The organism is Leeuwenhoekiella palythoae (genome assembly GCF_900130045.1).
Taxonomy (GTDB): Bacteria; Bacteroidota; Bacteroidia; order Flavobacteriales; family Flavobacteriaceae; genus Leeuwenhoekiella; species Leeuwenhoekiella palythoae.
On the sequence record NZ_FQXT01000003.1, the window covers coordinates 175,527 to 196,507 of the forward strand.

16 protein-coding genes are annotated in these 20,981 nt (G+C 40.7%); 5 read left to right on the plus strand and 11 right to left on the minus strand.

The annotated features are described in order from the left end of the window. Positions 1–6: 6 nt before the first annotated feature. The 3 genes from BUA96_RS07985 to BUA96_RS07995 form a co-directional block, all read right to left on the minus strand. Positions 7–2,322 (minus strand): beta-glucosidase family protein, encoded by a 2,316-nt coding sequence (locus tag BUA96_RS07985; RefSeq protein ID WP_072982089.1) that lies wholly within the window; start codon positions 2,320–2,322, stop codon positions 7–9. Between the two features lie 407 nt (positions 2,323–2,729). Continuing rightward, positions 2,730–3,296: a Crp/Fnr family transcriptional regulator gene (locus tag BUA96_RS07990; protein ID WP_084673098.1), complete on the minus strand. Its 567-nt coding sequence runs from the start codon at positions 3,294–3,296 to the stop codon at positions 2,730–2,732. Between the two features lie 125 nt (positions 3,297–3,421). Further along, on the minus strand, positions 3,422–4,972 hold the full coding sequence (locus tag BUA96_RS07995; protein ID WP_072982090.1) for an SDR family NAD(P)-dependent oxidoreductase: 1,551 nt from the start codon (positions 4,970–4,972) through the stop codon (positions 3,422–3,424). A 179-nt stretch (positions 4,973–5,151) separates the two neighbouring features. Between BUA96_RS07995 and treS the strand changes: the two genes are divergently transcribed. The 4 genes from treS (at position 5,152) to BUA96_RS08015 (ending at position 12,260) form a co-directional block, all read left to right on the plus strand. Then, positions 5,152–8,466, plus strand: coding sequence for a maltose alpha-D-glucosyltransferase (treS, locus tag BUA96_RS08000; protein WP_072982091.1), 3,315 nt, complete (start codon positions 5,152–5,154; stop codon positions 8,464–8,466). A gap of 5 nt (positions 8,467–8,471) precedes the next feature. Continuing rightward, a complete protein-coding gene (locus tag BUA96_RS08005; RefSeq protein WP_072982092.1) occupies positions 8,472–9,107 on the plus strand; it encodes a DUF1801 domain-containing protein in 636 nt (211 codons plus the stop codon). A 91-nt stretch (positions 9,108–9,198) separates the two neighbouring features. Then, a complete protein-coding gene (locus BUA96_RS08010) occupies positions 9,199–10,293 on the plus strand; it encodes an alpha-L-fucosidase (RefSeq protein ID WP_072982093.1) in 1,095 nt (364 codons plus the stop codon). 83 nt (positions 10,294–10,376) lie between these two features. After that, positions 10,377–12,260, plus strand: coding sequence for a mechanosensitive ion channel domain-containing protein (locus BUA96_RS08015; RefSeq protein ID WP_072982094.1), 1,884 nt, complete (start codon positions 10,377–10,379; stop codon positions 12,258–12,260). 31 nt (positions 12,261–12,291) lie between these two features. On the opposite strand, the gene BUA96_RS08020 is transcribed toward BUA96_RS08015, so the two are convergent. From BUA96_RS08020 to BUA96_RS08040, 5 genes are all read right to left on the minus strand, one after another. After that, a complete protein-coding gene (locus BUA96_RS08020; protein ID WP_072982095.1) occupies positions 12,292–13,056 on the minus strand; it encodes a helix-turn-helix domain-containing protein in 765 nt (254 codons plus the stop codon). A gap of 70 nt (positions 13,057–13,126) precedes the next feature. Next, the gene (locus tag BUA96_RS08025; protein ID WP_072982096.1) at positions 13,127–14,269 is read right to left on the minus strand and encodes an MFS transporter; all 1,143 of its coding nucleotides are present in this window, start codon (positions 14,267–14,269) and stop codon (positions 13,127–13,129) included. A 124-nt stretch (positions 14,270–14,393) separates the two neighbouring features. After that, on the minus strand, positions 14,394–15,245 hold the full coding sequence (locus BUA96_RS08030; protein ID WP_072982097.1) for a DMT family transporter: 852 nt from the start codon (positions 15,243–15,245) through the stop codon (positions 14,394–14,396). Between the two features lie 3 nt (positions 15,246–15,248). Then, a complete protein-coding gene (locus BUA96_RS08035) occupies positions 15,249–16,292 on the minus strand; it encodes an MBL fold metallo-hydrolase (RefSeq protein ID WP_072982098.1) in 1,044 nt (347 codons plus the stop codon). Positions 16,293–16,309: 17 nt separating this feature from the next. Further along, a complete protein-coding gene (locus tag BUA96_RS08040; RefSeq protein WP_072982099.1) occupies positions 16,310–16,879 on the minus strand; it encodes a PepSY-associated TM helix domain-containing protein in 570 nt (189 codons plus the stop codon). Between the two features lie 143 nt (positions 16,880–17,022). Here BUA96_RS08040 and BUA96_RS08045 point away from each other — a divergent pair, with 143 nt between their 5' ends. Continuing rightward, complete coding sequence (locus BUA96_RS08045) at positions 17,023–17,601, plus strand: pseudouridine synthase (protein ID WP_072982100.1); 579 nt, start codon at positions 17,023–17,025, stop codon at positions 17,599–17,601. Between the two features lie 5 nt (positions 17,602–17,606). Here the strand turns inward: BUA96_RS08045 and BUA96_RS08050 are convergent, their stop codons facing one another. The 3 genes from BUA96_RS08050 to BUA96_RS08060 are packed head-to-tail and all read right to left on the minus strand — an operon-like array spanning position 17,607 to position 20,763. Further along, a complete protein-coding gene (locus tag BUA96_RS08050; RefSeq protein WP_072982102.1) occupies positions 17,607–18,485 on the minus strand; it encodes a GIY-YIG nuclease family protein in 879 nt (292 codons plus the stop codon). Between the two features lie 2 nt (positions 18,486–18,487). After that, entirely contained in the window at positions 18,488–20,197 is a 1,710-nt protein-coding gene (locus BUA96_RS08055; protein WP_072982104.1) for a GMC oxidoreductase, read from the minus strand. After that, entirely contained in the window at positions 20,194–20,763 is a 570-nt protein-coding gene (locus tag BUA96_RS08060) for a gluconate 2-dehydrogenase subunit 3 family protein (RefSeq protein WP_072982106.1), read from the minus strand. The genes BUA96_RS08055 and BUA96_RS08060 overlap by 4 nt, the downstream gene beginning before the upstream one ends. Between the last annotated feature and the right edge of the window lie 218 nt (positions 20,764–20,981).

Consider the following 20,981-nt stretch of genomic DNA (forward strand, 5'->3'; position numbering starts at 1 on the left):
GTAAGTTTAGTTTTTTGATAACGTATTTAAAGCATTCTGGGGTACCAACAACGCTTCGGTTTCTCTTACCGTGGTTGCTTCAATCTCTAGTGTTGCTTTAAGTTTTGAACTGGCGATATTGTCAGCAATAGACAAGGTGTAAGTTCCTCCATCCAGAATCCAAGCGTGTTTCTTATCATCATAAGAAGCTAGCGATTCCGGATTGATTTCAAGTGTGATCGTTTCAGAAGCTCCCGGTTCTAGTAGTGCTGTTTTTGCAAAGGCCTTAAGCTCTTTTGAGGGCTTTTCTAAAGTACCTTCAGGAGCACTCACATAAAGTTGAGCAATTTCTTTTCCGGCTACGCTTCCAGTATTTTTTACAATGAACGAAACGCTAATCGTAGCTCCTGATTCAACCTGAAGATCACTGTATTCAAAAGTCGTGTAAGACATTCCGTAACCAAATGGATAAGAAACCGGTACCTCAAACGTATCAAAATAGCGGTAGCCTACATAAATTCCTTCTTCATAGATTTCTTCTGAAGGAATACCTTGCAACGGATTGGCAGGTTTTTCGGCATTTGGATCTAATGGAATTCCCGGGAAATTCTTGCTAGAAGGATTATCGTCTAAAGCAATAGGAAAAGTTACCGGTAATTTCCCAGACGGATTTGCTTTCCCTAGCAATAGATCAGTAATTGCGTTACCCGCTTCTTGGCCTGGCTGCCAGATCAACAAAATAGCATCAGCAAGTGCTTTCCAAGAGTTTGTTTCGGTCACCCCTCCTACATTTAGTAGCACAACTAGGGGTTTACCTTCGGCAGCAAAGGCCTTATTTAAATCAGAAATTAATTCTAACTCTGTCGCCGTCAATTCAAAATCTCCTGCTTCAATACGGTCCTGGAACTCTCCGCTGGTGCGGCCTAGCGTAAAAATCGCAACGTCATTAGCTTTTGCTGCACGTGCCAATTCTGCTTCAGTCCACGTTTTTTCAGGTACAAGTTCGTCTTTTAAAAAGAACATTGCCTTCGGTGGAATTTTGGCTCGTTCTTCTTTCATATATACCTCATAAATAGAGGTTAGCTCCTGATCTAAATGTACATTAGCGTTTTTAAGTCCTTCAAATACCGAAACGCTGTAGGCTTTATTAACATCACCACTACCGGTTCCGCCGGCAATCGTTTCGTAAGATGCAGAACCGTATAGTGCAATTTTAGCGTCGCTTTTAAGGGGCAAAACTTTATTTTCATTTTTCAATAAGACCATTCCTTCTAGCGCAGCATTTCTGGCCACCATTTTGTGACCTTCAAGATCTGTAACTCCTGACGGCTCATAGCCCTTACACGAGAATGTTTTTTTATACGCATTAAGTGTCGCAGTGAGGTTTCGGTCTAAAATAGACTCCTCCAAAGTACCGTTACTGATGGCTTCTTTTATCGCATTAAACTGTACTTCTGTTCCCGGCATAAGCAGGTCATTTCCGGCGCGCATTTGCGCTACTGCATCAAGCCCCGCAAACCAGTCGGTCATAACAAATCCTTCGTAGCCCCATTCTTTACGAAGTAAATCGGTTAACAATTCACTATTTTCAGAAGCGTAAGTTCCATTGATCTTGTTGTATGAAGACATAATCGCCCAAGGTTCGCTTTTATCGATAGCGAGTTTAAATCCACGTAAATAGATCTCGCGAAGTGCACGCTCACTCACCACAGTATTGAGTGCAGTTCTATTGGTTTCAGAATTATTTGCCACAAAATGCTTGATGGTAGCCCCTAGGCCTTCCGCTTGAACGCCATTAACAAAGCCGGCGGTGATCTCGCCAGCTAGAATTGGATCTTCAGAATAATATTCAAAATTTCTTCCGCCCAGCGGATTTCTATGAATATTGAGCGCTGGAGCTAATAAAAAATCTACTCCATAATCACGCCCTTCAATACCAAAAGCCTGGCCAATTTGTTGGGCTAATTCAATATTCCAGCTTGAAGAAAGACTACTGGCCGTAGGAAATGCGGTCGCATAAAAGGTCTTTCCCGGTGCTTGCGGCCGTACAGTATCTATGCGGATACCCGCCGGCCCGTCTGCAAATACAATAGGTGGAAGATTTATTTTTGAAATAGGATAACTTGTACCTGCTGCACCGGCAACTTCAGATTTTGTGGAGCCTACTACCGCTTGTGGAGCTTCAGCACCTGCCGGAATTCCCGGAATGTCCATCCCTGTACCAATGGATAAGTAAATTTTCTCATCAACCGAAAGTTGATCTATCAGTTTTTGAGTATCCTCTTGAGCAACTCCGGAGAACACCGCTAAAAGCATAATTAAAATAAAGATTTTTGCATTCATTGTTTTGGTTTTGATTATTCAATAAAATTGAATAATCAAACAACGAAAACCTTTGATATTTATCAAATAAACAGAAAATTCTTAAAATTTTGCGAGTACTATGGTTTAAATACGTAAACCTATAAGGATTAAGCAGACAAATCTTAAATAGTTTCTCATGGCTCTATGTGTTGAAGTAGCGGCAATAAAAAAGCAGTTCTAAACGAACTGCTTCTTACAATAAACAATTAGGTCTAGGGGACACCTAATTATAAAATTTAAAAATGAAGTGTACATTGGGGTGAAAAAGCCTCCTACATTCTTAACCAAAAAAAATCTCAATTATGAGCTGCAAATATCAACTCTCTGATTAAGAATTGGTTTGACATTTATCAAATAATGAGTCGATTAGCAATTTTCCAGATTAATTACAATTGTCCGCGGATTCTACTGAGTGTTTCTTGCGTTATTCCTAAAAACGAAGCAATGTACGCTAAGGGTACTTTTTGTATGATGTTGGGTTTTGTTTCCAGTAAATGTACGTATCTATCTTTGGCACTTTCAAAGAGCACGTGCTCCATACGGCGTTGAGAGAAAACCAGAGATTCGGCAAACATTTTAATCGCCAGTTGGCTTAGGTCACTTTGTATTTTACTCAGTTCCATATAGGCATCGCGATGTAAAAAGATCACTGTTGAATCTTCTAAAGTTTGAATCATCAACTTACTTGGAGTTTGATGAAAATAGCTTTCTATAGAAAAGCAAAATTCTTTACTGGCAGCAAACCACTCGGTGATTTCTTTTCCGTTTTTATAATAAAACTGCCGTGCAAATCCGCTGTGTAGAAAGTAAATATGATTACACACACTCCCCTCTTGTAAGATAAAATCTCCTTTAGGGATATCTTTAATTGTTATCTGAGATTCTATGAGCGCTCTCGCCTCTTCTTGTAACGGACTAAAAGCATCGAGAATTTCTAAATAAGCGTCTATCATAAATACAAAGTTACAGCAAGGAAATATACAAATAGTCGAAATATAACGATGTAATTAAGTCGCTGGTTTTCGTATATCCAGAAAACCAGCGACTTAGATTCATTTATAGAAAAATCAACTTGTACTTACCAATCAATAGGAAAATAATCTTTTAAGAATTTCCCGCTCCAGTGTTTACCTGTATTGATCCCATCAAATAAAGGATCAACCACCCGGGCTGCACCGTCGACAATGTCAAGAGGTGGCTGAAAATCATGTTCTTCAACCTTTTTTTGCGCTAAGGCAACAGGATCTTCATCAGTAACCCAACCGGTATCTACTGCATTAATATAAATCCCATCTTTTGCGAGACTTCCGGCTGCGGTATGTGTGAGCATATTGAGTGCAGCTTTGGCCATATTGGTATGCGGGTGCCGATCTTCTTTAAAAAAGCGATGAAATTTACCCTCCATCGCCGAAACATTAATAATATGCTTTTGACCCGTAAGCTCTTGCTTCATTAATTCTGAAAGACGGTTGCAAAGCACGAAAGGTGCAACAGAATTAACGAGTTGCACCTCCAGCATTTCGGTGGTTTCGATTTCTCCTAATTTCAAACGCCAGCTGTTTGTTTTACGTAAATCTACCTGCTGAAGATCTGCGTCTAGTTTTCCTTCAGGAAATACTTCAGCAGCTTGTAGTGAATTATCAAAACTATACGGGATCTGCGATAATTTTGCCGAAGCTCTAATCCCAATTCCCGGCTCTGGTCCGTGCCAGGTCACCGGCATATTTTTAGTACCACTAGCAGAAGTGCTTAAGGACTTCAATTCGTCTAAACAGCCTATGTGGTCAGACAATAAAGTTTTTACCACTTGCGGAAGTTCGCTTAGAGCAGTCTCTTCCTTAGCCATTAGATGCTGATAAAACCCGGCCGGTCTGCGTACGGTTTGCGCAGCGTTATTGATCAAAATATCCAGACGCTCATAGCGCTGCTCAATATAATTGCAAAAGATTTCCACACTGGGAATATGCCGCAAATCAAGACCGTGAATTTTTAAGCGGTTGGCCCATATGTGGTAATCCTCTTCTTTTGAAAATCGATATGCAGAATCTACCGGAAAACGGGTCGTGGCGATTACGGTAGCTCCTGCACGCAGTAACATCAAAGTAATGTGGTATCCAATTTTTAACCGTGAACCGGTAATAATCGCCACCTGTCCTGTAAGGTCTGCAGTCTGAAAGCGCTTTGCGTAATTAAAATCACCACAGCTCGTACACATCGTATCATAAAAGTGGTGCAGTTTAGTAAACTCTGTTTTACACACATAACAATTACGCGCAGTTTGTAACTCAGGTGTTTCTAGCTTTTCAAGTTCTGCGGCCTGAAGTAATTTTGGCGCGGTAAATACCGAAGCTTCACGGGCACTGCGTATTCCTGTCACTTTTCTGGCCGCTCGATCTTTAGCGGCTTGTTTACGCTTCTGCGCTTTTTTAGCGTCTTTTTTTCGTCTTGAAAATTCATCACGATCAGGTCGAGATAATCTTCCGGAAGCTTTTAAGATAGCGATTCGATCTTCACGATCTAATTCAAATAAAAGATTAGTATCAGTATTAAACTGTTCTAAAACACGTAAACAAGTTTGTAAATCTTCTTGAGAGATCTCCCTGTTCACCGTGGATTCTGATGCATTCATGAATAAAAATTAATGGGCGAAAATTAGAGTAAAAATTAATGCTGTAACCTTATCACTCGCTATATTTTTAGGTTTAATTATTATTTAACGAGGCATTTAAAAAGACTTCTTTAACTTTAACATTTTGGCACCTTCCCGCCAACTGTAAATCTTTTAAAATCAAGCATAAATTCTAATCTATGGCCATCACTCCATTTATTGACGATCAACAAAACTGGTATAAAGACGCGATAATTTATGAACTGCACATCAAAGCTTTTTTTGATAGTAATGGCGATGGAATAGGTGATTTTGAAGGCTTGTTGCAAAAGTTAGACTATCTGGAAGATCTGGGCGTAACGGCCATCTGGCTGCTGCCATTTTACCCTTCGCCCCTGCGTGATGATGGCTACGACATTGCAGATTATTACAGCATCAACCCGTCCTACGGCGAGATCGAGGATTTTAAACGGTTTATTGAAGAAGCACACAAACGCGGACTTAAAGTAATTACCGAGTTGGTGATCAATCATACTTCAGACCAGCACGAGTGGTTTCAACGGGCGCGTAAAGCTCCGGCGGGATCCAAATACCGAGATTATTATGTATGGACCGACGATGTAGAAAAGTACAAGGATGCCCGAATTATTTTTACAGATACAGAACCTTCTAATTGGACGTGGGATGCCGAAGCAGGCGCCTATTATTGGCATCGTTTTTTCTCTCATCAACCCGATTTGAATTTTGACAACCCTGATGTTCAGCAAGAAGTCTTTAATATTATGGACTACTGGTGCGAGTTGGGCGTTGATGGATTTCGGCTTGATGCGGTTCCTTATCTTTTTGAGCGCGACGGAACCAATTGCGAAAACCTGCCGGAAACACACGTTTTCCTAAAAAAACTACGGGCACACATCGACTCAAAATACGATCATAAATTACTTCTCGCCGAAGCAAATATGTGGCCGGAAGATTCTGCAGCCTATTTTGGTGATGGCGATGAGTGTCATATGAATTACCACTTTCCTATAATGCCACGTATGTTTATGGCGGTCAAGATGGAAGATCGTTACCCTATAATGGATATTATAGATCAAACTCCTGATATTCCCGAATCCTGCCAATGGGCGATCTTTTTGAGAAATCACGACGAACTCACGCTCGAAATGGTGACAGACGAGGAGCGTGATTATATGTATAAAGTTTATTCTAAAGATCCTAAGGCAAAAATTAATGTGGGCATCAGGCGTAGACTCGCTCCCCTACTCGATAACAATCGCAATAAAATTGAGCTGATGAATGTGCTGTTGTTCTCGCTTCCGGGAACACCGGTGCTGTATTACGGTGATGAGATAGGTATGGGAGACAACTTTTATTTAGGAGATCGCGATGGCGTGCGTACCCCAATGCAATGGACCGCCGACCGAAACGCCGGTTTCTCGATGGCTAATCCACAAAAGTTATATTTACCAACAATTATAGACCCGCAATACCGGTCAGAATCGGTGAATGTAGAAGCCCAGCAAATGAATCCGTCTTCCTTGCTCTGGTGGATGAAGCGCGTGATGCATATGCGCAAAAGTTTTAAAGCTTTCGGGCGTGGAGATATTCAATTTTTATCGCCTTCTAATGCCAAAATTCTTGCTTTTACGCGTACCTATGAAGATGAAACTATTTTAGTTCTAGCCAATCTTTCGCGCTTCTCGCAGGCAGTTGAATTAGAATTGGAAGATTATATCGATTATATTCCTGTAGAAGTTTTCAGTCATAATAAATTCCCCAGAATAATGAATCGGCCTTATTTATTTACGCTGGCACCACACGGGTATTATTGGTTCGCATTGACGCATCGTGCGAGCGAAGCACAAGACGGTCCCTTGCCCCAAGTGAAGACTTCTTCTTGGGAAAGCTTGTTTGACGCTAAAAGTGTAAAGCTGCTAGAACGTAAAATCTTGCCGGCGTACTTTAAAAGCAAATATTGGTTTGGTGATGCGAACAGAATCATTCAGTCGATGCACGTTACCAATATGCTCGACCTTTCTGACAGCACTGTTTTGGTCAAGAATTTGATCGTGGAAGTTAACTTTAATGAAGGGCTTCCTGAAATCTATCAATTGCCAGTTTCCTTTATTGCCAACAGTCAGGAAAGTCTAATTGAAGCCATTCCGCATAAAGGAATTTTAGCCGAAATACAATTAGAAGATCGTGCCGGGTTACTCGTAGATGCGGTGTATGTAGCACCTTTTAGAGCGCAATTGTTCTATGGTTTGCAGGAAGGAAAAACGCTTAAATTCGGTAAAGAAAAACTTACGTTTAACCGCGGAAAAATCACTCCCGATGAGAAAATCAAGGATGTGAATTCCCGTATTATCGAATCGAAGCAGAGCAACACATCGATTATTTATGATCATCGTTACTTTTTAAAACTGTATCGCCGCCTGGATAATACCATCAACCCTGATGCAGAGCTTGCGCAGTACCTTACCGAAACGGTAAAATTTGCGAATACACCTGATTACATGGGGAAACTCGTGTATCATACCGAAAAACGCAACGAAGCGGTTTTGGGGATGATGCAAGATCTCGTGACCAATGTGGGTACGGGTTGGGTAAATGCAAAAGATGCTGCCCACAGGTATATGGAGCGTATAGAGACACAAGCGCAGGAACTTCAGCCGGATTATGACAAGACGCTACGTACACAGCCTTTAGTTTTTGAAGCCTTACACGAACCTGAAAGCGAACTTATAGAAAGTTTATTTCCTGAACGTATAAGTTTATTAGGACGCCGCAGTGCCGAAATGCATCTGGCTCTTGCCAGCCATAAAGAGCTTAGCGGTTTTGAACACGAAGCATTCTCTTTGCACTATCAGCGTTCTTTGTATTCTTCGTTGCAGCGCGTGACTCGCGAAGCGTTTGAGAATCTACGCCGTTCTATACCCAGTTTGCCGACAACGATTCAAGCGGAAGCTGAAGCTGTTTTACAGCGTAAAAATGAAGTACTGGCGTGTTTTAAACGTGTTTTTAAACATAAGATCAATACGGTGAAGATCAGAACGCACGGCGATTTTCAATTGGGACAATTGTTATGGACAGGAAAAGATTTTGTAATCATTAATTTTGAAGGTGAACCTTCGCGTCCGTTTAGTGAGCGTCGTATTCTGCGCTCGGGCTTGCGTGATGTTGCGGCGATGATTCGCTCATTTCATTATGCAGCTTACAGTCCGTTGATGCAGCAAAATTATGCCGAAGAATATCGCGAGGAACATTTAGAGCAATGGGCAGAAGCTTGGTATTATTATGTGTCTCGTTTTTATCTGGACGGGTACAAATCTACACTTCAAGATACCGACTTGATTCCGGATAATGATCGGGATTATAGCGTGCTTCTGGATACTTTTCTATTGGAAATAGCCGTGGGCGAACTCAATAGCGAACTTAACCACAGACCGTTATTTGCTTTAGTTGCGCTGCGCGGAATTCAAGCTGTTCTTGACGGTATTTCAACGGAATAATTCAAATGGATTCAAAATCTGACATGTTTTTCAAGCAAGCCACCAAGTGGAAAGAAGAATTGGCGTATTTGAGAAGTTTAGTGCTGGATTCAGAATTGTGTGAAACCTTTAAATGGCGCAATCCCTGCTATACTTATAAAAATACTAATGTATTAATCCTTAGAAGTTTTAAAGACTATTGCGCTATCAGCTTTTTTAAAGGCGTACTGATCGACGATACTTATAATTTACTTGAAGCACCGGGTGCTAATTCACAATCTGTTAGATTATTACAATTTTATTCGGTAGATGAAATAGTCAAGAAAAAACAGTGTATCCAAGATTATGTTCAGCAAGCTATTTCTATAGAAGCTTCCGGTCAGAAAGTAGTTTTAAAGAAAACAGAAGCATTTGATTTTCCTGACGAACTTCAGCAAAAATTTAAAGAAGACCTCCCTTTTGAAAAGGCGTTTAAGGCATTAACTCCCGGCAGACAGCGTGGTTACTTATTATTTTTCGGCGGAGCAAAACAAGCCAAAACACGCATAGGGCGTATTGAAAAATATACCTCCCGAATTCTATCTGGAAAAGGTATCAACGACTGCACCTGTGGTTTATCAAAACGGCTTCCCTCCTGCGATGGTTCGCATAAATACCTGTAATCGCATTGCGATGTGATTTTTTGGATAATATTAGATCATTATAGCTTTGGTAATTCTTCTAATTTTAAAGTTTCGATCTAAATACATTCCATTGAAAACATTTTATTTTCTACTCTTCCTCGCTTTCTTAATCTCGTGTAACACTGAAAACAAACCTATTGTGCCCATTCCGTCAAACGCTCCTAATCAGGCTCAGCTTAAACAGATCGCGCGGCAGTATGGGATGTTTATTCATTTTAGCATCAATACATTTAATGATATTCCATGGTCAGACGGGTCGCTGCCTGCCTCTTCTTATAATCCTACAACCGTAGATGCCGAACAATGGGTAAAAACAGCAAAAGATGCAGGGATGAATTATATCATTCTTATTTCTAAACATCACGATGGTTTTTGTTTGTGGGACAGCGCGTACACTGATTATGATGTTGCTAGTAGCGGAAATGGCACCAACGTGATCGAAGAAGTCGCCAAAGCTTGTAAAAAATTTGATATTGAATTAGGCTTGTATTATTCTCTTTGGGATCGAAAGGAAAACGGCAATGCTTACATCAATGGCGAGAATACCGTGCCATATACCTATGTTAAAGATTCTGTAGCAGATCAAAAATACAATCGTTTTATGATCAATCAATTAAATGAATTGATTGATATTACCCAACCCTATACCGACGTTGTTGAATTTTGGTTTGATGGCGGTTGGACCAAAGAGCATAACAGATGGCCTCTGAACGATATTTATCAAACCATAAAATCAAGAGTTCCCGAATGTCAAATAGGTGTCAACTGGAGTATAGGATTACCTGAGAATATAGATTATCACGCGGTGTACCCCGAGGATCAAAAAGAAGGCTATCCTATTAGATATTTTCCGAGTGATTTTAGATTAGGGGACCCTATGCTTCCAGCCAATCCTGACCCTAAACTGTTTACACACAAGGGTAAAACCTACTATATGCCTTGGGAATCTACCGTTTGTCTCAGTGAGCGGTGGTTTTATAACACCACAGATTCTACCTATAAAAGCATTGCGCAGCTCACTGATTTATACCAAAAAGCTACGGCACAAAACAACATTCTAATCTTAAACGCACCGCCCAATCGGGAAGGAAAAATTAGAGCAAAAGACCAAGAAATTCTGCTAGAATTAAAAGGACAGATTGATAGTTTAGAAGGGTCTTTATAATTCAAGGTTTTTAATCCTGCTATTCCGTATATAAAATTCTCTCAAATTAAGTACTTTTCAGACTTCATTTAAGAGGTTTACAAATGGTTTTTGCACAGCGTTTAAGTTTTGTTCTTGTTTTCTTTTTTACACTCGTCACTTCGGCGCAGACTGATAGTACCACCACAGTTGTGGATTCTGTTCCGGCTGTCACAACCGGTGATGATTTTGTAAAAAAACTCGCCGAATTAGAAAAACAGCGTTTTGCAGATTCAATACGCCGTGCCGATCTCGAAGCACGCTTAGATGCAGTGAGCTCTACAAACAACAGAGAGCGTACGCAATTAGAAGCTCAACTCAAGCAGTTTGAAACCAAAGAAAGTGAACTTCTAGAAAAAAAACGTCTTCAAATAGAAAGCCTCAAAAAAACTACCAGAGGTTTTCCGGTTGCAGGTTTTGAAGATGATACGTTGTTCTTAATCTATAATCGATTAGGAAGTTTTTCGGCACAAGAGCGCGCCAATGCGATCAGTTCGCGTATCAAGCGTCTCACCGAGACTTTAGAATTCTTCTCTGATTCGCTCAAAGTGAATGAAAATGAAGCTACCGTTGATGTAATTTATGGCAATCAAACCATCGCCAGTGTTACTGAAGTGGATGCCTTGTGGTTTGAAACCACGCCGCTGGCATTAGCCACCTCGTACAAGGAGATCATTGCCGATGCAGTGACCGTTTACAAGGAAGAACACAGCCTGATCAATTTACTGAAAAGCATCGGTATGGCCCTGCTGGTGATCATCGTGATGGGATTGATCATCAAATACGTGTTGCGTTTATTCAGATGGACGGCTTTAAAAATTCAACGTCAAAAACATAAACGCCTCAAAGCGGTTACCGTTAAAAACTATACACTTTTAGATACCGAGCGTCAAGTACATGTATTACTCTTGATCAATCGCATATTAAAATGGGTTACGGTACTGCTGGCCATTTATATCGCGTTACCGCTCATTTTTGGCTTTTTCCCACAAACAGAAGCCTTTGCACATGAACTGTTAGGATACATTATCAATCCCATTAAAGGGATTTTTCTTGCCATCTGGAATTATCTACCAAACATCTTTGCGATCGTTGTCATCATTGTGGTATTTAGGCTATTGCTGAAATTTTTAAATTTTTTAAAAGTTGAGATCGCAGAAGGCCGCCTGACCTTTAACGGGTTTTACCCTGATTGGGCCAACCCAACCTATCAATTGGTACGTGTGCTAGTGATCGCTTTTGCCTTTGTGGTGATTTTCCCGTATTTACCTGGAAGCGAATCTCCCGTTTTTCAAGGGATCTCAGTGTTTTTAGGTTTCCTTTTTACCTTTGGTTCTGCGGGGTCACTTTCTAACGTGATCGCAGGATTAGTACTTACCTATATGCGCTTGTTTAAAATAGGTGATCGGGTGAAAATTGGTGAAATCGTAGGCGATGTGATCGAAAAATCTTCTTTGGTGACTCGAGTACGGACTCCCAAAAACGAGATCATTTCTATTCCTAATTCTACGGTGATGAGCAGTCATACCATCAATTACAGCAGTGATGCGCCAGAAAAAGGGTTAATCATTCATACCACCGTGACTATCGGTTATGATATTCCGTGGAAGGTGATGCACCAGACGCTTATTGATGCTGCATTACGCACCGATCTGGTTTTAAAAGATCCGCAACCCTTTGTGTTGCAAACCAGTTTAGAGGATTTTTATGTGGCCTACCAGATCAATGCCTATGTACGCGAAGCCAATAAACAAGCTTCCATCTACTCTAACCTGCATCAAAATATTCAAGATGTATGTAATGAAAACGGTATAGAGATTCTTTCGCCGCATTACCGTGCTGCCCGCGATGGCAATCAGAGCACGATTCCATCTGATTATTTACCTAAAGATTATGTGGCTCCGAGTTTTAATGTGAAAACGCAAAGCGATTCTAAAAAGTCTGAATAACTTAACAAGGGTTTTAAGTTAGATTCTCGTTTTAAGAATGTAGCTCTTTGTAGGTAGATGGGCTCTCCCCTACTTGATTTTTAAAGAATCGAGAAAAACTGCTTAACGAGTTAAATCCTAATTGAAACCCTATTTCTTGTATGGTAGCTTCACTACGAATCAAAAGCCGTTTAGCTTCGGTGATTTGACGCTGTTGAATTATTTGTTTCGCCGTGCGTTGAAGTTTTTCTTTTAAGATCTGATTCAAGCGTTTTTCACTGATCCCCATTTTAGTTGCATAATAAATACTTTCCGTTTCTTGGAGGTAGTAGGTTTCCATCAATTTTAAAAACTCATAAATGCGTTTTTGATCCAATTCCTGCGGTGCATAATGCGTTTTTTGAAAGCGAATTAATTGAAGCATTAACACCTTTAAAATAGTCTTGAGCACAATGTAAGAACACTTATCGTACGCATATTCCTCTTTTAAAAGAACAATTGAATGCTGAATCTGGTTAGATATCCATACATTCTGATTTAAATGCAAACAGCGACTTCCATTAAAAAGCTGCATCACGTCAAGCGCATATTCCTGATCATCTTCTTCGATAAGTTCGCGCTCAAAATTGATCAATATACCCTCGCTATATTCATAAGCCTCAGCAGCAAAAGCTTCGTTAAGCGGCTTTAAATATAATTTTGAAAATGCTTGATCTGAAGAAAAATAAAAGCCAAACGAATTTTCAGAAAGTAATTCAGTGTCTTTATTCAAAGACTCTAGGAGCTGTATTTTCTGTTTCCAAACGGTAGTATGCATATACAGGCATTTCCTGTAAAAATACTAAGATTAGCAGTACAAAGCCGAAATGCATCAAGCAGCTTCAGTTTTATGTATTCAAAACTTTTTTAAATAGTATAAAGAGAACCAGACAAACGAGTATACCAAATGCGGCAGCAACCCAATAAATCGTAATATAGTCTTTACTGATAAACGTTATAAATGTAGATAAAAACTGCCCGCCAAAAATACCCATCGAGTAACGGCCCAAATTTTTACCCCTTGTTTCCGGCGTACTTGCCTCTACGGTCATATGATTCAGTAACGGCACGGTAAGCCCAAAACCAATCCCTATAAAAATAGCAGCGAGTATCAGAAACGCGATTTGATGCGTAGCGGCAAAAACCACATACCCAAAACAAAAGAATAAAAATCCGATAGCGACCGTTTTGGCATCTCCAAACTTACTAACCACTTTGGGCATTTGACTTGCTGTAGCAATTGCCATTAGCGAAATGAACGCCATATAATACCCGATTATAGATTCTGAAAAATCAAATCCTTGATCTAAATACAGCGGAAGCGTCACAAACGATACAAAAAACAAAACCATCGCCGCTAAGGACGCAGCACAGATCGCCCAGATGGTTTTTTGAGCAGATGGTTTATGCTGCGTTTCTCTTGTTTGCTCGGCTTCGGTTGGAGTGTTCTTAGGGATGGTGGTATAAAGCAGAAAAAGGCAAAACAGTGCTGTCAAATAAATATAGAAGGGTGCTTGCCAGTGCCATTCGCCTAAAATACCGCCAATGGACAGAAACACCACCCCGCCCAATTCGATCGCCATTCCTTGCCAAGCGATTATTTTCATCCGTGTAGGACCTGAAAATAATTGAGCTATGAGTCCGGTTACTGAAACCTGAATGGCTACGGTAGCTGCCCCCAACAAAAAGCGATCGATCAGCAACAGGTATTGGTTGCCCAAATAAGCTCCAATCACACCAAGAACTGCATACGGAATGAGACTAAGGGCCAGCAGTTTAAATGGACCTAAAACATTGGTGAGTTTACCAATTATTGGTGCAAAAACCAATACGCCCAATGCCGGTAACGTGATCAGCAAACTCGGCGGAAAATTAAAATCAGTTGCTTCAATAATTCCTGATAAAGCCGGTGCAATCGCACTACCCACCATTATAGTCAAGCTGCTGATAAAAAGCAGTGTAAAAATACAAAATTTAGAAAGTGTGTTCATACCGCAAAAGTGCATTGCGGTTTTTAAAATCACTTGTCACTTTTGCTAAGATGCTATACATATTTAGAAATGCGAGATCCATTACAATAATAAATAACAAAACACTGAAATATTTAAAACCGAATCACGTAGCTTTCCGGTTGAGTTTAGAAATATAGAAACTACTGATCAGGATGAGTAAACCGCCTACGTAGGTATTCCAGCTTAGTTGCTCGTTCAAAATAAAAAAACTCAAGAGTACTGCGCTTAACACTTCTAAATACATTAAAGAAGCGGCGGTAGTGGCATTAAGGTGTTTTAGTCCGAAAAAAAACAGCCCAAACTGCACGATCCCGATAAGAAGTCCGTAAAAAACGCCAATTCCCATATGTGTCAATGCAACATCCTTTAAACCGAATAAAAAAGGAATGAATAAAACCGCTCCTGCTAAATTTTGATAAAAAAGCAATTGGTTGCGATTGCAGTCTTGGGTTTGCCGCTTAAAGATCGAAACAAAAAAGGCATAACCTACGGCAGCAAGAATCGCAGCAAGCATTCCTATAAAATCCCGAGATTCAAAACTGAATTCTTTGTCAGCATAGGTGAAAGCAATTCCGCCGAAGGCTAAAAGCATAAATAAAACTTGCTTCTTGCTGATGGGAGCTTTGTAAACCGTAGTTTCAATAATGGTAATGAACAGCGGATAAACATAAAACAGAACAATAGCATTACCTACCGAAGTATATACAAAAGCCAGTAGAAAAAAATAAGTACGCACCGCATTGATCACCGAGGCCAATAAGAGCATTCTGGTATTGCCTTGTACTTTTAACTGACTTGCTTTTAGCAATCCCGGCAGCAAAAACAATACAGGAACTCCCGCCCGAAACCAGCCAATAGCACCGGTAGATAAACTGGGCATCGCTTTTATGAGAATCCCGTTAAATCCGGCGATTAGCGCGGCAAGAATTACGGCATATATGGCTTTGTTTTCCATAATTTAGGTGATGTCTTTCCACCAAGGATCAACTTGTGCTGGTTGATCGAGGTGCATTAACTGTCCTAATTTTGGCAAGGTGTACTCTAAATGCTTTAGTTGGGCCGCTGCTGTAAAATCTTCCGCAGGTGCGGTCCACGAATGAAAAGCCAATTTGAATCCACCCCAATGATACGGTGTCGCTCGTTTTATTTGAGCATCGCAAGCGGCTTGTACAGCCTCATCGGGCAGCATATGTATCGCACGCCAGCGCTCGTTATATTGACCACATTCTACAAAACCCAGATCAAACGGACCCAAACGCTCTCCTATTTCTTTAAAATGAGCGCCGTAGCCGCCATCTCCCGTATGAAATAAAGCCGTTTGAGCGGTTTTTAATACCCAACCGCCCCAGAGTGATTTGGCTCTATCACGTATGCCTCTTCCCGAAAAATGCCTGCTGGGTGTAAACGTAATCTTAATATCTTCAAACGTGTGAGAGTCCCACCAATCAAATTCGGTAATGGTTTGTGATGCGGCACCCCACGCCTCCAAGTGTCTGCCACAACCCAAGGCTACATAATACTTCTTGACTTTGGGAAGCAGTTTTTTAAAACTTGCATAATCCAGATGATCGTAGTGATCGTGTGTGAGTAACAGCAAATCAATTTGCGGAAAATCATCAATCAATTGCAAAGTGTTTTCCGAAAAACGCGCGCTTTTTGTGGGAGCAATTGGTGCTGCATCAGGACCAAGCATTGGGTCGATTAGAATGGTTTTTCCGGCCAAGCGTAGTAAATAAACACCGTGCCCATACCAGATATATTTTAAGGAATCATCTGGCGCTAAAAACGTCGTTTTATCAAAAGCCTGAATGGGTAAGTTTTGTTGAGGAATGGTGTTTCCTTTAGAGAAAAACATTTTCCAAAGCATACCGGGCATTTCCGCGAGGCCAATATCCATTGTGGTTTCTTCCAGATTTTGAAAACTACCCGACTTCCAATTGGGAGATTGGGCGTAGCGTTTTTTCAATTCTGGAGTGATTTTTCCGCCAAATTGTTTCAGCATAGTGAATTTTTAATCAATTAATTACGGCCTTTTCGCATACGCTTAGGACCATACCACAGCCAAAATCCGGTAATGGTAAACAACAGCAAAGCAATGCTCATCACCAGTGTGTAAACCAATTTGATATAGCCGCCCGTTCCCAAATAATTATCGAGTATCGAGCCGTCGTGAATATTCTCGATCACGTCTGAGCGCCGCTTACCAATGTGCAAAACATTGCCGGTAGCACCATCTAACTGTATTCCGTAATAATGGCCGTCAAAGATAAATTTGACGATTCCTTTTTCATTCCTTACATCAATACGATCTAGTTTAGTTGACAAGTCTGCCGAAACAGAATCGTGTAAAACCTGTATCGCTTGCTCTTTTAAATCCTCTAACGGAAGCCACTGTGTTAAATCGGTTGTTGTGCCTTTTTGGGTTTTTGGTAAGAGTAGATCTCCGCTGTTTTTCTTGATGCCCAGCAGTAATCCTGAAATCGAAATCACAAAAAAGAATACAAATAATAAAGCGCCCATAGCCCGGTGAACGCTTCTAAATTGTCTAAGTAGTTTGGCCTGCTGCTTGCGCTTGTGTTGTCCTGTCATAAAAAGCAGAAAAGAATCTGTATTGCGTTGAAGTAACCAAAAATAAGCTTTTAGAGCCTAAACCGCTTACATCTCCGGCTAAAGCTGTAACCTCAGATTCATTGATATTTTTATACTTTCGCAAGGCGAAAAAAATAAGTCTCTTGGCCTCACCACAACATTTTCTCATATTCAAACCCTATGGCTACATCAGTCAGCTGAGCAGTAATGATTTACGCCAACGGCGGAAGAAAAAATTCCTTGCTGAACTTTACGATTGGCCAGAAGGAATCATGCCAATTGGAAGGCTTGATGAAAAATCAGAAGGCTTATTACTCATGACAACCGATGGTGTTCTGAGCGATCACATCAACCGAAGCGGGATTGAAAAAGAATATTATGCTTTGGTAAACGGCGTGCCCACCGAAGTCCAACTAGATCAGTTGAGAAATGGAATTGAGATAGGCTTAGAGGGCAAAAAATATACTACGAAACCCTGCGAGGTACAAAAGCTCGAGGGAATACCGGCACTGCCCGATCGCGGAAAAAAAATAAGAGATTCCCGCCACGGACCAACCACTTGGTTGAGCATCACCATCACCGAAGGCAAGTTTAGACAGGTGCGCAAGATGACTTCTGCAATTGACTGCCCTACGCTAAGATTAGTACGGGTACGCGTAGGGAATTTAAAACTCAATACCATGCAACCGGGCGAAGTATTAGCTTGGGATGGGGAGGTTTAAAAATATTATGGGTTTAATTTTTCTTGAACTTGCTTAAACGTCTCGCCTTGCTCAGTAACCCATTCAGTTAAGCCATTGGAATTACGCCCTAAAATCATATTTGAAGCAGCGCTTGGACTATTGAACACAGTATCTTCCGCAAAAATTAATTTGTCCTCATATTCAATTAAAACATTAGTTTCTAATAAGCGCTTCCTCATATTTCTATACGTTTCAGTACAAGACGGTGAAAGTTTCTTCTTTGCTACGCTACCTTTTGTTACTATAAACCCTTGATCAGTTTCTTTCATTCGAGCCTCAAAACTTCTAGTTTTTATGGTGTAGGTTTGGTGCACCTCTAATTTTTGACTTCTTTGCTCTTCTTTATTTTCAGTCACAGTAGATGAAATCAAGAATTTAAAACCCATAACTGGTAATATCAATTTCATTTGTTCTAAAAAATATTCCATATCAGAAATATCAGCTTCGTGAAGAGTTGGAATGCCGGGAGAGTTTCCATTATCAATTTGAGCTGTTTTTGCATCAATAGCTAATTGCACCAATCTTGATTCTAAGTATCTTATCTGTGTTTTAGTCAGAAGTTCGTCCTTACTAATAAAGAATATTAGTTCTTTAAAATCTTTGGTTGAATCACTCAGGTGTTGCTTTAGGCGTGATTTTATGTTTTCGGCTTCACCTATATAGATTCTTTCGTCAAATGCTTCGTCAGTTGGATCTCCCTTTAAACAATAAATTCCGGGATTGTTGAACTCAGGTCTTGTAATTATCTTGTTAACAGTTGCTCTAGGACAGTAAATTGCCTTTCCAACCCAGTTGCCGATTTCTGCCAGTCGTGGACCATAAGCAGTACCATCAATCATATAAACTGTAAGTTTCTTCCCCATAACTACAACTTCCCCGCTTTAATCTGTTTATCTGCGTAATCTACTGCACGGGCGGTTAGGGCCATATAGGTAATACTGGGATTTTGGGTGCCGCTACTGGTCATACAAGCGCCATCGGTAACAAAAACGTTTGGTACCGCGTGTATTTGATTCCATTTGTTGAGTACGCTGGTTTTAGGATCACTACCCATTCGGGCAGTACCCATCTCGTGAATACACGCGCCGGGAGCAGTGAGATCATTGTAGCTCCATATATTTTCAACACCGGCAGCTTCAAGCATTTCAACGGCACATTGCACGCCATCCTCACGTAGTTTCATCTCGTTATCACGCAATTTGGCATCAAATGTAATGATGGGCATTCCGTGTTGATCCCGCTTTTCAAAATCTAAAAACATTCGGTTTTCGTGATAAGGCAACATTTCTCCAAAACACGCCACCGAAACATTATAAGGCCCCGGTTTAAAGATAGTTTCTTTAAGTTCCACCCCTATTGTTTCTTCCGGAACATGTGCTCCGCGCGAAATATTTCCTTGGTAGCCAAAGCCTCTCAGGTAATCCGCGCGTTTTGTTTCATCATCAATATTTCTAAACCGAGGAATGTAAAATCCGTTGGCTTTGCGGCCTTGATAATATACATCTTCAAAACCGGGATAGGTACCGCCGGCGCCCATTCCGTAGTGATGATCCATTAAATTATGGCCTAGTTCACCGCTATCGTTCCCCATTCCGTTAGGGAAACGTTCAGACCTGCTGTTTAATAATAAGGCAGTAGTACCTACCGTACTCGCGTTACAAAAGATAATACGCGCTGTAAATACCGTTTCTTCTCCGGTATTGGCATCAATCACACGCACACCGGTAGCTTTTTGCGTTTTTGGATCGTAACAAACTTCGGCAGCGATGCTAAAGGGTCTTACTGTAAGATTACCGGTTTCGTGCGCAACAGGTAAAGTCGCCGACTGACTGCTAAAATATGCACCAAAAGGACAACCCCGCCAACAGCGGTTACGGGTTTGACACTGGCCACGTGTTCCCAAATGCACTTCGGGGTCGTACTCAGATAAGTTGGCAATCCGCCCCGGAGTCACCACTCGTTCCGGATATTTAGCGTTTACCTTTTCTCTAAAATCCTGTTCGGCACAATTAAGTTCAAAAGGCTTTAAAAATTTTCCATCAGGAACTTGTTTTAAACCTTCGGCTTGGCCACTCACACCTACAAAGGTTTCTACCTGATCATACCAAGGTTCAATATCAGCATAACGTATAGGCCAGTCTATCGCGATACCTTCCTTTTTATTGGCTTCAAAATCAATATCGCTCCAGCGGTAACAATGCCGGCCCCACATAATTGAACGCCCACCAACGTGATGCCCGCGAATCCAGTCGAAGCGGGAAAGCTCTTCATACGGATATTCATCATCTTTGTTAATAAACGGCTTATTATCTTGATTAACCCACCAACTTAAGCGATTCTGTTTAGGATAATGCGCGTCTATTTCCTTTTTAGGAACGCGCCCATTGTACGGCAAATCCCAGTTATCGTCATTCGCCGTTTCATAATCGCTGATATGTTCCACATCCCGACCGCGCTCGAGCACTAGCGTCTTATAGCCTTTTTTACAAAGTTCCATTGCTGCGTAGCCACCACTGATTCCGGAGCCTACTACAATAGCGTCATATTGGGTGTTCATTGTATCTTCGTTTTTCATATTGCCCAGGCTTTTCCATTAAGTTCTTCAAGAGGTACACACGGTAAAAAAGGTCCCGGCACCGGTAAATAATTCAAATGATTTTTAGCGATCGTTTCAGTATTTAAATAATAATTAACTGATTGATTTTTAATAGCTAAAAGAACACTACGTGCAGCATTAGTTGAATCTTCCCTAGAAGTGATAAGTTCTTGAATATGCGCCGTTTGCTCCTCAGGATCTAAGTAAACAAAAGACTGCCCGTCTATGGTATTGAGGTAATCTTTTAAAGCCGAAAATTGCATTGAGAAATTTGCTTGATCTGTTTCTGAATAAAGTCCGGCGATCATATGATCTAGCATTTGCGGAACCCCTACTTCTGATGCTGAAGGACTATCAGTCGCCGGAATTAAAGTATCTATAACCGCAACCAAAAATGGCAAATCGTTTTCATTGAAGAATTCCGGATCGAATTCTGGCGCTTTTGGTTCTGCTTTGCACCCGGAAAGCAAGCCGCTAACGAGCGGCGTAACAAAAACTGCTCCTGTGCCCAGCGTAAGCAGTTTAATGGTATTTCTACGTTTCATACTTCTATTGTAACTACCTCGTAGCTAAACTCAAGGCATTTGTTTCGAGCAAATTATAAATTTCAAGGGAAACTTCAGTCGATTAACCGATTAGCCCTCCAATTCATTAAAAATGCATTTAAAGTTTAAAAAGTACGAAATTTTATAACACTATTTTTACAGAATTATTAAAATAAATAGCTTCTGTAAAAGTCTTTGACGTGTTTGTGAAGAATATC